The sequence below is a fragment of the Mycobacterium sp. EPa45 genome, from assembly GCF_001021385.1.
Classification (GTDB): Bacteria; Actinomycetota; Actinomycetes; order Mycobacteriales; family Mycobacteriaceae; genus Mycobacterium.
Map to the genome: position 1 here is coordinate 5,489,127 of NZ_CP011773.1, position 13,831 is coordinate 5,502,957.

12 protein-coding genes, 1 tRNA gene and 1 pseudogene are annotated in these 13,831 nt (G+C 65.8%); 6 read left to right on the forward strand and 8 right to left on the reverse strand.

Annotation, left to right across the window (positions count from 1 at the left end; all coding sequences use genetic code 11):
- Complete coding sequence (locus tag AB431_RS26005) at window positions 1–1,239, reverse strand: dolichyl-phosphate beta-glucosyltransferase (protein ID WP_047332368.1); 1,239 nt, start codon at window positions 1,237–1,239, stop codon at window positions 1–3.
- Between the two features lie 109 nt (window positions 1,240–1,348).
- Between AB431_RS26005 and AB431_RS26010 the strand changes: the two genes are divergently transcribed.
- Entirely contained in the window at window positions 1,349–1,753 is a 405-nt protein-coding gene (locus tag AB431_RS26010) for an HIT family protein (protein WP_047332369.1), read from the forward strand.
- On the opposite strand, the gene AB431_RS26015 is transcribed toward AB431_RS26010, so the two are convergent.
- Window positions 1,750–3,189, reverse strand: coding sequence for a cell wall metabolism sensor histidine kinase WalK (locus tag AB431_RS26015; protein ID WP_047332370.1), 1,440 nt, complete (start codon window positions 3,187–3,189; stop codon window positions 1,750–1,752). The two genes, AB431_RS26010 and AB431_RS26015, sit on opposite strands and share 4 nt — an antisense overlap.
- A 38-nt stretch (window positions 3,190–3,227) precedes the next feature.
- A complete protein-coding gene (locus AB431_RS26020) occupies window positions 3,228–3,947 on the reverse strand; it encodes a response regulator transcription factor (RefSeq protein WP_047332371.1) in 720 nt (239 codons plus the stop codon).
- 128 nt (window positions 3,948–4,075) lie between these two features.
- On the opposite strand from AB431_RS26020, the gene AB431_RS26025 reads away from it, so the two are divergent.
- Both AB431_RS26025 and AB431_RS26030 read left to right on the forward strand, forming a co-directional pair.
- Window positions 4,076–4,822, forward strand: coding sequence for a hypothetical protein (locus AB431_RS26025; protein WP_047332372.1), 747 nt, complete (start codon window positions 4,076–4,078; stop codon window positions 4,820–4,822).
- A 43-nt stretch (window positions 4,823–4,865) separates the two neighbouring features.
- Window positions 4,866–4,941: transfer RNA gene (locus AB431_RS26030), tRNA-Thr, on the forward strand.
- Between the two features lie 124 nt (window positions 4,942–5,065).
- Here the strand turns inward: AB431_RS26030 and AB431_RS31345 are convergent.
- From AB431_RS31345 to AB431_RS26045, 4 genes and pseudogenes are all read right to left on the reverse strand, one after another.
- Window positions 5,066–5,173, reverse strand: a pseudogene (locus AB431_RS31345) (HNH endonuclease); the annotation flags it as partial.
- A gap of 64 nt (window positions 5,174–5,237) precedes the next feature.
- Entirely contained in the window at window positions 5,238–6,329 is a 1,092-nt protein-coding gene (locus AB431_RS26035) for a sensor domain-containing diguanylate cyclase (protein WP_047332373.1), read from the reverse strand.
- Between the two features lie 197 nt (window positions 6,330–6,526).
- The gene (locus tag AB431_RS26040; protein WP_047332374.1) at window positions 6,527–7,303 is read right to left on the reverse strand and encodes a DUF2127 domain-containing protein; all 777 of its coding nucleotides are present in this window, start codon (window positions 7,301–7,303) and stop codon (window positions 6,527–6,529) included.
- 23 nt (window positions 7,304–7,326) lie between these two features.
- Complete coding sequence (locus tag AB431_RS26045) at window positions 7,327–7,743, reverse strand: hypothetical protein (RefSeq protein ID WP_144418369.1); 417 nt, start codon at window positions 7,741–7,743, stop codon at window positions 7,327–7,329.
- Window positions 7,744–7,970: 227 nt separating this feature from the next.
- Between AB431_RS26045 and AB431_RS29665 the strand changes: the two genes are divergently transcribed.
- A complete protein-coding gene (locus AB431_RS29665) occupies window positions 7,971–9,740 on the forward strand; it encodes an Ig-like domain-containing protein (protein ID WP_144418370.1) in 1,770 nt (589 codons plus the stop codon).
- A 2-nt stretch (window positions 9,741–9,742) separates the two neighbouring features.
- Here the strand turns inward: AB431_RS29665 and AB431_RS29670 are convergent, their stop codons facing one another.
- A complete protein-coding gene (locus AB431_RS29670; protein ID WP_052960400.1) occupies window positions 9,743–10,162 on the reverse strand; it encodes a hypothetical protein in 420 nt (139 codons plus the stop codon).
- 165 nt (window positions 10,163–10,327) lie between these two features.
- On the opposite strand from AB431_RS29670, the gene AB431_RS26070 reads away from it, so the two are divergent.
- Together AB431_RS26070 and AB431_RS26075 are read left to right on the forward strand one after the other, a co-directional pair.
- Window positions 10,328–11,950 carry a S53 family peptidase gene (locus tag AB431_RS26070; protein ID WP_082135806.1) on the forward strand — a complete coding sequence of 541 codons (1,623 nt, stop codon included), beginning with the start codon at window positions 10,328–10,330 and terminating at the stop codon, window positions 11,948–11,950.
- 62 nt (window positions 11,951–12,012) lie between these two features.
- The gene (locus tag AB431_RS26075) at window positions 12,013–13,830 is read left to right on the forward strand and encodes a zinc ribbon domain-containing protein (protein ID WP_369802947.1); all 1,818 of its coding nucleotides are present in this window, start codon (window positions 12,013–12,015) and stop codon (window positions 13,828–13,830) included.
- Window position 13,831 lies beyond the last annotated feature (1 nt).

Here is a 13,831-nt window from a genome sequence, read left to right on the forward strand (position 1 = left end):
CTAGGCCGTCAGGTCGTAGATCGGCATCCTGCCGACCCGCGTAGCGCCGAACACCCGCCGCAGCGCCACCCATCGCACGAGCGTGGCGAGCAGGTTGGCCACCACAAGCACGGACAGTTCGGCAGCCCTGCCGACCATCGGATCGAAGCGGTGTAGCAGATACAGCGAGCCGCTGGTGATGGCGAGCCCGAATCCGAAGATCAGCAGACCCTGAACGTGATGGCGAGCGACTCCGGTGCGGCCGCGGATGCCGAAGGTGAACGCCCGGTTGGCGGCGGTGTTGGCCAGCGCGGTCAGCAGTAGCGCGGTCAGGTTGGCGGCCTGGGCGCCCAAGGCCGGGTGCAGCGAAAGATACAGCAGCGCAAAGGCAATGGTGCTGGCGATGCCGATCAGGCCGAAGCGCAGCAGCTGCCCGACCATGCCGCGGGGCACGCCGGGCACCAGCGGCTCGCGACCGAGCGCTGCCTGCAGATCGCGCAGGGGCAGCGAGCCGGTGGTCAGCGCCCGGCCCACTCGCCAGCAGCCCTTGAGGTCTTCGACGGCGGTGGCGACGATGTCGACACGAGAATCGGGGTCGTCGATCCAGTCGACCGGCACCTCGTGGATGCGCAGGCCGGCCTTCTCGGCCAGCACCAGCAGTTCGGTGTCGAAGAACCAGCCGGTGTCGGAGACCAGCGGCAGCAGCCGGCGTGCGACGTCGGCGCGCAACGCCTTGAACCCGCATTGGGCGTCGGAGAAGCGGGCATCGAGCAGGCCGCGCAAGAGCAGGTTGTAACCGCGAGACACCACTTCGCGCTTGATGCCCCGCACGACCCGAGAGGAGGCGGCCAGCCGGGACCCGATGGCGATGTCGGAATGCCCGGACACCAACGGGGCGACCAAGGGCATCAGCGCGGACAGATGCGTCGACAAGTCGACATCCATGTAGGCGACCACCTCGGCCGATGACGAGGACCATGCCGCGGCGAGCGCGCCGCCGCGGCCCTTGGCGTCGAGATGGATCACCTCGACGTCGGGCAGGTCGTCGGCCAGTCGACGCGCCACCGCCAGAGTGCCGTCAGTACTTGCGTTGTCCGCGACCACGATTCGGGTCCGGTACGGCACCTCGTCGAGCAGGAACCGGTGAAGCCGCCGTACGCAGGAGCCAACGTCGTGTTCCTCGTTGTGCACCGGGATGACGATGTCGAGAATGTAGTGACCCCGGACGCCGATCGGAGCAATGCGCTGCTCGTCGGTCATGACGATGATGTTCGCGCCCCAAGCTGCCGTACCACTGCGCCGCATCTGAGGAGTTGCTGTGTGCCAGCTCCATAACGGGCTGCGCGCGGCTACTCATATGCTTGGGCTCATGGCCTCCGTCTTCTCCAAGATCATCAGCGGCGAACTGCCGGGACGATTCGTCTACTCCGACGACGAGGTCGTCGCCTTCCTGACCATCGAGCCGATGACGCCAGGGCACACGTTGGTGGTTCCGCGCGCTGAGGTCGACAACTGGCAGGACGTCGAGCCGGCGGTGTTCAACAAGGTGATGGCGGTGTCGCAGAAGATCGGTAAGGCGGTCTGCGCCGCGTTCGGCGCCGAGCGGTCCGGGCTGATCATCGCCGGACTGGAAGTGCCACATCTGCACGTGCACGTGTTCCCGGCGCGCAATCTGTCCGACTTCGGTTTTGCCAACGTCGACCGCAACCCGTCGTCGGAGTCGCTCGACCAGGCGCAGGCCAAGATCAAGGCCGCGCTGGCCGAACTCGGCTAGACGCCTGGGGAGACCGGGGCCGGCACGTCGGCGATGCGCGGCAGGCTGACCCGGAAGCAGCAGCCCTGTCCGGGCGCGGTCGCCACCGTGACCCGGCCACCGTGGGCGTCGACCAGCGAGTCGACGATCGACAACCCCAGCCCGGTGCCGCCACTGGCGCGGGCGCGCGACGAGTCGGTGCGGTAGAAGCGCTCGAACACCCGCCGCGCGTCTTCGGGCGTCATGCCCGGCCCTTCGTCGGCGACCTCGAGGACCGCGTCGTCGGGAAGCGTGCCGACGCGGACCGTGATCCGCGCCGTCTCCGGGGTGTGCTGCAACGCGTTGGCCACCAGGTTGCCCAGAACCTGGCGCAGTCGGGCCTCGTCGCCGATGACCTCGGGGGTACCCGGGCCGTCGAAAACCTCCATGGTGATGGTGCGTTTCGGGGCGATCGAGCGGGCGTCGTGCACGGCGTCGGTGGCCAGGGCCAGCAGGTCGACCCGGCGTTGTTCAAGCGGGCGCTGGGCATCGAGGCGGGCCAACAACAGCAAATCGTCGACCAGCAGACCCATCCGGCGGGATTCACTTTCGATGCGGGACATGATCATCTCGACGTCGCGGGCCGCGCCCTGCCGGTAGAGCTCGGCGAATCCGCGGATGGTTGTCAGCGGCGTCCGCAGTTCATGGCTGGCGTCGGTGATGAACCGCCGCATCCGTTCCTCGGAGGTGCGCGCCTTCTCGGCGGAGTCCACCGATGACGCCATCGCGGTCTGGATCTGAGCGAGCATGCCGTTGAGCGCGAGGGACAACCGGCCGACCTCGGTACGCGGATCACGTTCGGGCACACGGCGATCCAGCTGCCCGGCAGCGATCGCGGCGGCGGTCTTCTCGACTTCGACCAGCGGCCGCAGGCTGCGGTGCACCACCCAGTAGCCGGCGACGCCGAGGATCACCAGGACGGCAGCGCCGATCGCGACCTGCGACCAGGCGAGGCTGCGGACGGTGGATTGGATGTCGGACATGTCGACGGCGACGGTGGTCAGCTCGCCGCCCGGGCCGCGCACCGACACTGCGCGCCACTCGACCGGGGAGTGTTCCAGCGAGCCGACGGTCACCGGTACCGGGCCTACGTCGTTGTCGTCGGGCAGCGCCGGTTCGGCGTCGCGGTCATTGACGGCCATCCAGATGTGGCCGTCGGCGTCGACGCCACGGACGTAGAAGTTCGACGGCGGGCGGGCCGGGTTCGGTTCCTCGTCGGGCGGGGGCATCCGGCGCGGAGCCTGCGCCCACCCTCGGGAGGCATCGAGCAGCGTCTGGTCGGCGCGGTTGACGAGGTCGTGCTGGAGCGTCGAGGTGACGGCGATCCCGGAGGCGAGCAGACCGCATCCAACGAGCAGCAGCATGGCGGCCACCAGGCCGACTCTCAGCGGCAGGGCTCGGTGGTACGCACTGGGCATTTCTCTATTGTTCGCGCCGATCGGCGCGACGCGCCGGATTACCGCGGCTCCCGCAGCACGTATCCGACGCCGCGCAGGGTGTGCAGGAGGCGCTTCTCGCCAGTGTCGATCTTGCGACGCAGGTAGGAGACGTACGACTCGACCACGTTGACGTCACCACCGAAGTCATAGCGCCACACGTGGTCGAGGATCTTGGGCTTGCTCAGTACGGTGCCGGCGTTGATGACGAAATAGCGCAGCAGGGTGAACTCGGTGGGTGACAGCGACACCGGTTCGCCGGCCTTCCACACCTCGTGAGTGTCCTCGTCGAGTTCGATGTCGGCAAAACTCAGCCGCGAATTGCGCGGCTCTTCGACGCCCTTGCCGGCGCGGCGCAAGATCACTCGCAGCCGGGCGACGACCTCTTCGAGGCTGAACGGCTTGGTGACGTAGTCGTCGCCGCCCAGGGTGAGGCCGGCGATCTTGTCCTGCAGGCTGTCGCGCGCAGTGAGGAAGAGGGCGGGCGCGTCGATGCCGTCGGCGCGCAGGCGGCGCAGCACACCGAATCCGTCCATGCCGGGCATCATCACGTCGAGGATGACGGCGTCGGGACGTACCTCCCGAGCGCGGTCGAGGGCCGCCGGGCCGCTGGATGCGGTGTGGACTTCGAAGCCCTGGAATTTCAGGCTTACCGACAGGAGTTCCACGATGTTGGTCTCGTCGTCAACGACGAGGACACGTGCCTCGGGCTTGGTTTCGGGTGCTACAGGTGCGGCCATGCTGACAATTTCCTCTCACATTGGTGAACCCACGCTGCCTAGGCGCTGTGAGATTCCTGTGAGTTGGTTTTCCATCGGTTTAGCCGATACCTGCGGTTACAAACTTTTCTCGCTCCTACACTTGTGAAATGGACCTGGCGAAGACCTTGGCTGGCATCGCGAGCGCACCGGTGAGGCTGGGACTGGTCGCGGCCGAGACCGGGCTCGATGTCGCAAAAGCGGGCCTTGACCTGACCAAACAAGCGTTGGGCGAGGCCGGGGTGTCGCCATCGCCCAACTCCGTTGCCCAGATGTTCGGCCTGGAGGACACCATCGCGCGGGCGAACAAGCTCGCCCAGCTGCTCGACGACGACGCCCCGCTGGGACGGGCGTTGGCTCCGGACGGTCCGCTGGACCGGCTCATGCGCCCGGGCGGCCTGATCGACCGGATGACCGCGCCCGACGGGGTCCTCGACCGGCTGACCGCCGAGGGTGGCGGGCTGGATCGGTCGCTGGCGCCGGGCGGACTGGTCGACCAGCTGCTCGACGAGGACGGACTGATCGAACGACTCCTTGGCGAGGAAGGGCTGGCCGATCGGCTGATGGCCGAAGGCGGACTGGTCGAGAAGCTGACGGCCCGCAACGGACCTTTGGAGCAGCTCGCCGACGTCGCCGACACTTTGAATCGGTTGGCTCCGGGCCTCGAGGCGCTGGCGCCGACCATCGAGACGCTGCGGGAGGCGGTCACCACGTTGAGTCTGGTGGTCAACCCGCTGAGCAATATCGCCGACCGCATTCCGATCCCGGGCCGCCGGCGCAGTTACACCCCGCCGCGCACGATCAATTCCGAACGGGTGCGTAGCGAGCGGATGGTCATCGACGACGACGAGCAGTGAGTTCGCTAGTCTGTGAGACGGTTCAGGCCAGAAGGTCTGCCATGCCCCCTTAGCTCAGTGGCTAGAGCGACGCCCTTGTAATGCGTAGGTCATCGGTTCAATCCCGATAGGGGGCTCCAGATTCTCGTTGTCAGAGCGTATCTGCACAGCTAGTCGCCCCAATCGGAATCCGCGCAGGCTAGAGCCTGAGCCACTGAGGCCTCATGCTGGCGGGACTCAAGTCGGTTCTCCAGCGCCTTCCCATCAGTAAGACTGGCCGTTCACGTACCGCTGACGCCGGTAGTGGCGACCGCTACCGCGATTCTTTGCCTTGAATGTGGGCAGTTGACTGTCGCAGTTGGCGACGTACAAGGGCCGCAACCGTGGCAGGGGACGCTTCACCCCGCAGGCAGCGGTACGCCAACGGCCAGACGTACTAGGCGTCGCTCGACGCCATGACGACGCGGTTTCGCCCGCTCTGTTTGGCTTGGTAGAGCGCGCGGTCCGCGGCGTGCAGCAGGTCCTTTGGCGACGTGGTGTCGGCGTCGGTCGCCGCGACGCCGATGCTGATCGATATCTGCCGCTTCGGCCATGGCGCGCGTTGCACGGCGCGACGGAACCTTTCGCCGAGCACGAAAGCCCCTTTGCAGGTGGTCTCGGGCAGCACAACGGCGAATTCCTCACCGCCATAACGGAATAGCGAATCCGAGATCCTCAGTTCGGAGTGCAGCAGGTGCGCCACGGCCCGCAGAACCTCGTCGCCGGACGGATGCCCGAACTCGTCATTGAACGTCTTGAAGTGATCGACGTCGATCATGAGCAGAGATACCGTGGTGCCGCGACTCTGCGCCCGAATGCATTCCTCGTCCAGCGTGAGGTCGAAAGAGCGCCGGTTCTTCACGCCGGTCAGGACATCGGTGACCGATTGGGATTCGAGGTGCACCCGCACCTTCTCGATGTCCCGCTGATACTCCTGCAGCAGCTCTACGTACTTCTCCTGGTCCAGCACCGCTTGCTCCAGCGTCGCAATGCTGCGGCGTAACTCCAGCTGGACGATGATCTCGCGGGACAGGATCTCGAGAGCTTCCCGCTGAGTGTCGGTGAGCGTTCGTGGCTGCCGATCGATCACACAGATCGTGCCGAGCGCCTCTCCGGTCGGCGCCACCAGCGGCGCCCCCGCGTAGAAGCGGATGCCCGGATCTCCGGTCACCAAGGGGTTGGTCGCGAAGCGTTCGTCAGCGGTTGCGTCTTCGACGGTCATCACGTCGTTGGGGTTCATGATCGCGTGTGCGCAGAATGCCTGCGAACGTGGAGTTTCGCCGACGCTGAGACCGATGTTGGCTTTGAACCATTGCCGCTGCTCGTCCAGCAATGTGATCAGCGCTATCGGCGTGCCGCAGATCGCCGACGCCAGCTTCGCGAAGTCGTCGTAGGCCTGCTCCGGCAACGAATCCATGATGTTGTAGTCCGCGAGAACGTTGAGTCGGTCGCCCTCGTTGGCGGGTATCGGGAAAGCAGCCTCCAACATGTGCGCCCCCATGGTCTGTCTCAACGTCGCTGTTGCCTTTCAGCTACCCCGAAACGGGCACCTTGAACGCGCTGGGGGTCAGACGTGAGATTCGTGCTGACAGCGCATATCCAGCGTGTTCGTGGCGGCAGGATCCGGCACCCCACAGTAGGTCATCGGCGAAGCACTGATGATGGAATCCAGCAAGGCGGCGAGCGTCACGCCAGCGCCGCTCGCTCGACGTCGAGCAATTGCTCACCACGCCGTTCCTCGTCGTACGCCCTGCGTCCGCCGCGAATTCCGAAGAGCCGCTTGGATATCAGCAGATAGACGACGGCGGCCACGTTGATCGCGAATGCTCCCGCACGGGTGAATGTGACGCCCTTGACCGCCAGGTCGTAGACCTCGAGCGGCAGGAATATCGACGTCGCGATCACGGCGAAGTACTCTCCCCAGCGCTTCAGCAACCACAGCCCGATGCCCTCGACGAGCTCGAGCAGGGCGTAGACGAGCAGCGCGAAGAACACCAACATCAGCGTGCTGGGTTTGGCGGCCAGCGCCTTCTCCAATTCGTGCACCGCGGTCATCTGATCGACCTTGATTCCGGAGGACCGAAGTAGTGGCAGGTCTCGCTCGACGGTGGCCTGCAGAGACCCCTGCGCCCCACGGAATTTCCACACCGCCCACGCGGCAAGGGCAATCAGCAGCGCCCTGACCCACCGTTCCACAGCCAGTGCCCGCACGATGAACGCCTGTCGCAACGCCCGACCTCGCAGGACAAGCGGCGCGTGGTCGGCGGGACCGCAGCCATGCGGAGGCCCCACGACGAATACGCCACACCGCAGGCAGCGCCACACCTCTCCGAGTCCGGTGTTGCCGCTCAGCCGCTCGGCGAGGGCGGCATCGTCGGGCGCGTACGTGATGTGCCCATGCCGCGCACAGGTGAACAACTCCCACCGTGCGCCGACGGTCTTCCGCTGCTGGTTTGGCGTCATCACCCCATCATGGCTTCACGGCATCAAGCAGGTGCCCGGTCAGCCACCCCGCGCGGGCTCCCCCTATCGGTCGCGCGCTGATCCACGGGATCGACGGCAAACGCCGCACCCCATGTCCCACAGAGGATTTGATCCGGCGACAGCGTTTCATGCCGCCACCCGTGGCTGCGATCCAGCTGATGACGATGATGCATCTGTTCATCGACGTTCTCATCGTCGATCAGCTCGGCCTGAAGAACACACGGATCGACATCTTCGACGACGGTTGGCATGAGCTGTGGAAGGCGATCGTCGGCGACGACATCAGCGATGACGACGCGACAGCATTGATGCATCGAGACGACATCCGCGCCGGCTTCTACGACGCGATGAACGCCCTGCAGGGCAGATACGGCACGTATTACGTGGGCAGTGTGATGAACATGGAAACCGTCGAGCACACCGCCCAGTTCTCGACCGATCTGGGGACCATCACTTCTGAGGTGGCTTTTTGCCGCGATCGAACGGACTTCGCGTGTAACCGTTCCCCCGGGCGCTTGCGTAGCTTAATATTCGCTGAGAAAGCAAACGGGCGCTCAGCCGCATCGCCGGCTTGGCATCCATATCGGGGGGTTTGCCTGAAGTCCGCCGACTTCACGGGCAACAGACGTACAAAGGCGGTACTTCCATGGCAAATGTCCAGCGTAGTGCACGAGCTGGCGCGGCAGCCGTCGCGCTTGGCCTGTCCCTGGTCTGGCCGACCGTGGCCATTGCCAGCGCAGACGCCCCGGATGCGGATTCGTCCTCGGTTTCGGCCGGGCCGGCAAAGGCGAGCAGCGGCACCGGGCACTCGGCTCGCACCGCCAAGACGACACAGGACGGCTCCAAGTCGTCGTCGAAGACCGCCGCGGCCGCTCGCAAGGCCGCGTCAGCGGCGCGCATTCAGGCGAGCACCCCCGGTGCGGCCGCGACCGAGAGCGCTGCCGACAAGCCCAAGGCGCAGTCAAGCCGGTCGGTTTCGGACACGACATCGTCCGCGACGTCTTCCGCGACCGCTGAGGCCGACTCCTCCGCCTCAGCGCAGACGACGGACAGCCAGCAGACGACCACCACCTCCAGCACCCAAGCGGTGACCGAAGCGTCGACCACTCCGACCGCGGCCACCACGACGGCGACGATCACCGCGTTGCGCGTGCCGACTGCCAGCGCGTCCCCCGCCGATGTGATCACCGGTTTCTTCGGCTCGATCCAGGGACTTTTCGAGGGTGCCGCGCTCCTGGTGCGCCGCACATTCTTCAACGAGGCGCCGAGCGTCGCGCCGGTTCAGCTCACCGGGGACACGACAGGGCCGATCACGGGAAACGTCGGCGCAGTCGATCCCGAGGGCGATCAGCTCGTCTACCAGGTGACCCAACAAGCCCACTACGGCCAAGTGGTGGTCAACTCCGACGGCACCTACACCTACACACCGAATGCGAACTTCAAGGGTGTTGACTCGTTCGTAGTCGCCGCGACGGACACCGGTCTGCACATCAACCTGCTCAACTGGTTCCGTGAGCCCAGCACGTTCGGCGCCGGCGGCATTTACCAGGAACCCGCCAACTCCCCCAAGATCACGTACTCGTTCACCTACGGAAACGGGTCGCAATTCTGGTCGAGCGCTGCCCGAGCCGAGTTGGCGGCGACGGCCATCTACCTGTCGAGCTATTTCGATCCTCAGTACGACGTCACCCTGACCTACGCGGTCACCGGCCAGTACTCGCTGGGCGGTTCGACCCTCGCCTCGGCCGGCAGTGATCTCGTCAGCGAAAGCGGTTTCTCGACCACCGTCGTGCAGGAGAAAATCCTCACCGGCGTGGACTCCAACGGGGCGGCCGCCGACGGCACGATCGACTGGAACTTCGGCTACGGCTGGGGCTACTTCGCCACCGTGCCCGCCGGAAGCTACGACTTCCAGTCCACCGCGATGCACGAGCTGCTGCACACCTACGGGTTCCTGTCGGTCGTGGACAGCGCCGGCAACAACACGGTCCAGAACTGGACCGACTTCGACCGGTTCATGGTGACCAAGAACGGAACGTCGGTGTTCAACGGCACTGCCTTCAACACCGCGTACAACCCGAATCTGACCGGCGGCAACACCGGCAACGGGATGTACTTCGGCGGCACCAACGCGAAGGCCGCCAACGGTGGCAACCCGGTGCCGCTGTACAGCCCGAACCCGTGGGAATCCGGCAGCTCGATGTCACACCTCGACGACAACACGTACACCGGTGCCAACGAGAAACTGATGAACGCGTCGTCCGACACCGGACTGGGCGTGCGGACACTGAGCGCAATCGAGATCGGAATCATGAAGGACCTCGGCTACACGATGGTGTCGTCGTCCCCGACCATTGCCGTGCTGTTCATCGGACTGATGCTCGTCCGCCGCCGCAGGCGCCCTGTGAGCGCCTGACCTCAGTTGTTGCTGCTGGGGCAGGACAGCGTCAGGAACACGGTGGTGTTGGCCGGCGGGTGATCGCCGCGCAAACCGTCGACCCCGATGATCTTGCACGCCGACAGCGTGCTGTTCTTGTCGCCATCGCCGATGTTGACCTGAACGACGTACCCCTGGCTTTGCAGCGCAAGAATTCCGTCCGCCGCGTTCTGGTTCTGGTTGAACGCACGCGGCGGCATCGGCAGCACACCCTTCTCCGTCGGAGAAGGCGCCGGCTTGCTTGTCGAGGCACTGCTTGAGGTGGTTGAGGTCGGGCTCTCCTTGGATGACTGGCCGCAGCCCGCCGAAAGACCCACTACCGCAACGACTGCCAGAAAGCCGCCGGCAAGCGTGAGCTGACGTGAAACCATGACCGACCGATTCGTGCCCTGCTTGATCATGCCGCAAAACCTATCGGTCGGCGCCGGACAGTCAAACCCGATGAGCCGATCTGCGTACCCACGTCAAGAAATGTTCGCCCACGCGCAACCTTCCCGACATCACCATCCGAACGCACGCCCGCTGATAGTGTCCGTCGAATCAGCGGGGGTGCGGCGACGATGCTCATGGGGTCAACGCGGACACGACGGGTGGCTTGGACGGCGTGGTTGTCGCGCCTCACCATCGGCGTGACCGTTTTCGGCCTCGCTTCTTCAGCGCATTCCACCCCCAAGCTCGCGCTCTCCGGCATCATCACCGGACCGTATGCATCGCTGCTGTCGGCATCCGATGACCTTGGGCCGTCCCGCAGCAACCTCGTTCACGTGGTCGCCGGGCTGCGGGCCGAGTCACGGCCCACGACGCTGATCGACTGGGCGCGGGAACACGGTCTGACGGTGCGCTGGCGGTCCGGCGACCGCTGGGCCGGCCTGAGTGGGGCGTCCACCGCGGTCGGTGCCGCGTTCGGCGTCGCCGTGCACGACTATCGTGGCCGACAGGGCCAGGTCTTCTATGCGTCATCCCAGCAGCCGGCCGTCCCTGCCCCGATCGTCGGCGATGTCACGGGCTTCGGCCGGATTCTCGGATACTCACCGCATTACGAATCGTTGCCCTTCATTGTGCCTTTGGACGTACCCGATCAGGGTCTGGCGCCGGCCGGATTGCTCCGTACCTACAATGCTGCGCCGTTGCGCGACGGTGGCTACACCGGCAAGGACACGACGGTTCTGGTGTTCGCCTTTGATGGATTCGACCAGGAGGACCTCGACATATTCGCGTCTTCCTTCGATCTGCCGCCGTTTACTCCAGAACTACTGGGCGACATGCCTTCTCAGCGCAGCGGCGAAGCGACCATGGATCTGGAAGCCATCCATGCCGTCGCCCCGGACGCCAAGACGGTTCTGGTCAACGCCCGCGACACAGTCTCCGGCGATGCCACGTACCAAAAGATCGGCGCGTTGATGGAGGAGGCGGACCGTCGTTATCCCGGCGCCATATGGAGCTTTTCGATCGGTTGGGGATGCGACAAGATCACGACCGCGACCGATCTGACTCCCGTCCGCGGGGCGCTGCAATCCGCACTTCGGCGCGGCACCACAGCGTTCAACGCCAGCGGTGACCTGGCCGGGCTGGAATGCAAAGGCGGTCACAATTGGTCCTCACCCCCGTCACCCGACGACGTCGGCCTGGATTCGGTCGCCTCTCTGCCAGAGATGACCGACGTCGGCGGAACCACGCTGTCGACCGACGCCGACGGACGGTGGCTCGCCGAGCAGTCCTGGTTCGCCCCCGCGATTTCCCACGGCACCGGCGGCGGAGTGTCGAACTTATTCGACCGGCCGCCCTGGCAGTCGGAAGTGCGGGTGGCGGCCCCGCCCGGGCGGCGGCTCACCCCCGACATCGCGGCGGTCGCCGATCCATACACCGGCGTCCGAATCGTCTTCCGGCGTCAGCACGCAGTGGGTGGCGGTACCTCGCTCGCCGCGCCGATTTGGGCCGGGCTGACCGCGTTGATGAACGACTATCTCCGGCGCAACGGCGGCGGCGCGATCGGCGAGCTGAACCCCTTGCTGTACGAGATCGCCCAGGGTGCAAGGCTTCCGGCCTTCCGGGACGTCAACCTCGGTGGGAACGCCGTCGATGATGCCGGCCCGGGTTACGACCTGGTAACCGGTCTCGGCACCCCCGATGTCGACCACTTGGCGCGCGACATTCTGGCGTTGCAGAAATGCGGTGTGGGATGCAGCTGAGCGTGGCGTGTCGGCGGTGCGGTGCGGAGGTTCCCGTCGGGGTGTTCTGCGGGTCGTGTGGTGTGAATCTGAATTCGCAGCCCGGCGATGGCCCACAATGGTTGCGCCCGCGGACTTTCGGCGCCGCGCCCGACGAGCACGTGCTGCGCCCGGCGATTGCCAGTTCGCTGTTCCCTCACCTGAGCCAGTTTTCGCGCACACCGTTCAACCTAGGGCTGATCCTCATCGTGGTCGCGATGGCGATCGGCATCCAGTTGGGTCTGCCCGGTGCGTTGGTCACCGTCTCGGCACTCGGGCTGCCCCTACTCTTCGTGATCTATCGTCAGCAATCCGGTGTCTACCAAGACATCCCCCGCAGTACCTTGGTGATCACCGTCTCGCTGGGTATCGCGCTCGGCCTAGGCTGGGTGTTGCTTACCGGCGATCTGGTGATCCGAGAAACGGGCGCACCGTTCGACGCCGGTATCGCCGGCCACCGGGTATTGCGCGAGGGCCTCGGTGTCGCCGAGGGCGGAGCCCTGCTGATGATGATCCCCGCAGCAGTGGTCCGGCTGATCAGACCGGGCACCCGAACATCGCTGAATGGTTTCGTGATCGGCGTGCTGTCAGCGCTGAGCTTCACCGCCGCGGCAACCTTCACCCGATTGGCGCCCCAATTCGCCGCGGCGACGGTGGCCAAGAATCGTCCCGTGGAGTGGCTGCTCGTCGAAGCCGGCATCCGTGGCCTGACCATACCGCTGACCGCCGCGTGCGCAGGCGGATTACTCGGTGCCGCACTGTGGTTCCGACGCCCGGCCGGTCGCGCCACTCTGCGCCGCTCGATGGTGAACACCGCTTTGGTGGTGTTTGGAATAGCGGTGCTCGGTGTCTACGCCATCGTCGGCATCACCGATGTTGCGGGGCTACGGCAGGAGGTCATGCTGGCCTGGCATGTCGCGATGGCTCTGGTGGCACTGCTGGCACTGCGAATGGGCTTGCAGCTCGCACTGCTGCATGAGGAACCGGACCCGACGCCCGCTGCCCCGCAGCTGTGCCTGCATTGCCGAAATGTGGTCCCCGAGATGACGTTTTGCCCGGCATGCGGTGGGGCGACGCGCGCATCGTCGACGAAGTCACGGGCCGAGCGCCGCCAAGTCGTCCCGCAAGCGTCATCGGATACCGAGTCCGCCGGGTGGCCCGGCTACGCGGTAGCGGCGCAAACATATTCGGCGCCACCGTTGTCGCGCGCGACCGGCATCCGCGTGCTGAGCATGTGGACGGGGGTGATCATCGCGGTGACGACGCCGCTCATCGCGTTCTCGGCCGGCATCTCCGAACCGGCGGTCGTCTACAACTGTCCACCCGATTGCGGTCGACCACCCAGCGGCACACCAGTGGCGGCGCTGCCCCGGTTCACCGCTGCCGACCGCGCCTTCTCGGTGTCCTACCCCGCTCCGGGGTCGGCCTACGAGATCGCCTTCGAGGGAGCCGGGGTCGAGGCGCGTTACACCGGCGGCGACGGCGGCACATTGAAGCTGTGGGGCCAGTCCGCCGGCGGGAAATCAGCCAAAGACGTGGCCGAGGCATTCCTGGCCGAGCGATACCCGGATGCCCGCACCGCTTATCAAATCCCGAACGCGATGGTCGGCTACCAGCCCGGCTATGGCGAAGTCGCCGACATCTGGCCTCAGGACGGCGACGCCACCTACCGACATCTGCGCGTCGTCATCCTGGTCGCAGTCAAGCACGACCTCGCGCTGATCGCGGGGGCGATCGGGCCTTACCGTGAGTTCAGCCCCACGTTCGGTCCCGGTCGTCCGTCCGGCACGAACCTGGAACTCGCGATGGACTTGGACAAGTACGTCAACAGCTTTGCCTGGCAAGGTGATCCGCCGCGGTGAT

Excerpts from the sequence above, each read along its gene's own strand:
- AB431_RS26005 (WP_047332368.1), bottom strand. The coding sequence starts at position 1,239 with ATGACCGACGAGCAGCGCATTGCTCCGATCGGCGTCCGGGGTCACTAC.
- AB431_RS26010 (WP_047332369.1), top strand. The coding sequence starts at position 1,349 with ATGGCCTCCGTCTTCTCCAAGATCATCAGCGGCGAACTGCCGGGACGA.
- AB431_RS26015 (WP_047332370.1), bottom strand. The coding sequence starts at position 3,189 with ATGCCCAGTGCGTACCACCGAGCCCTGCCGCTGAGAGTCGGCCTGGTG.
- AB431_RS26020 (WP_047332371.1), bottom strand. The coding sequence starts at position 3,947 with ATGGCCGCACCTGTAGCACCCGAAACCAAGCCCGAGGCACGTGTCCTC.
- AB431_RS26025 (WP_047332372.1), top strand. The coding sequence starts at position 4,076 with ATGGACCTGGCGAAGACCTTGGCTGGCATCGCGAGCGCACCGGTGAGG.
- AB431_RS26035 (WP_047332373.1), bottom strand. The coding sequence starts at position 6,329 with ATGTTGGAGGCTGCTTTCCCGATACCCGCCAACGAGGGCGACCGACTC.
- AB431_RS26040 (WP_047332374.1), bottom strand. The coding sequence starts at position 7,303 with ATGACGCCAAACCAGCAGCGGAAGACCGTCGGCGCACGGTGGGAGTTG.
- AB431_RS29665 (WP_144418370.1), top strand. The coding sequence starts at position 7,971 with ATGGCAAATGTCCAGCGTAGTGCACGAGCTGGCGCGGCAGCCGTCGCG.
- AB431_RS29670 (WP_052960400.1), bottom strand. The coding sequence starts at position 10,162 with ATGATCAAGCAGGGCACGAATCGGTCGGTCATGGTTTCACGTCAGCTC.
- AB431_RS26070 (WP_082135806.1), top strand. The coding sequence starts at position 10,328 with ATGGGGTCAACGCGGACACGACGGGTGGCTTGGACGGCGTGGTTGTCG.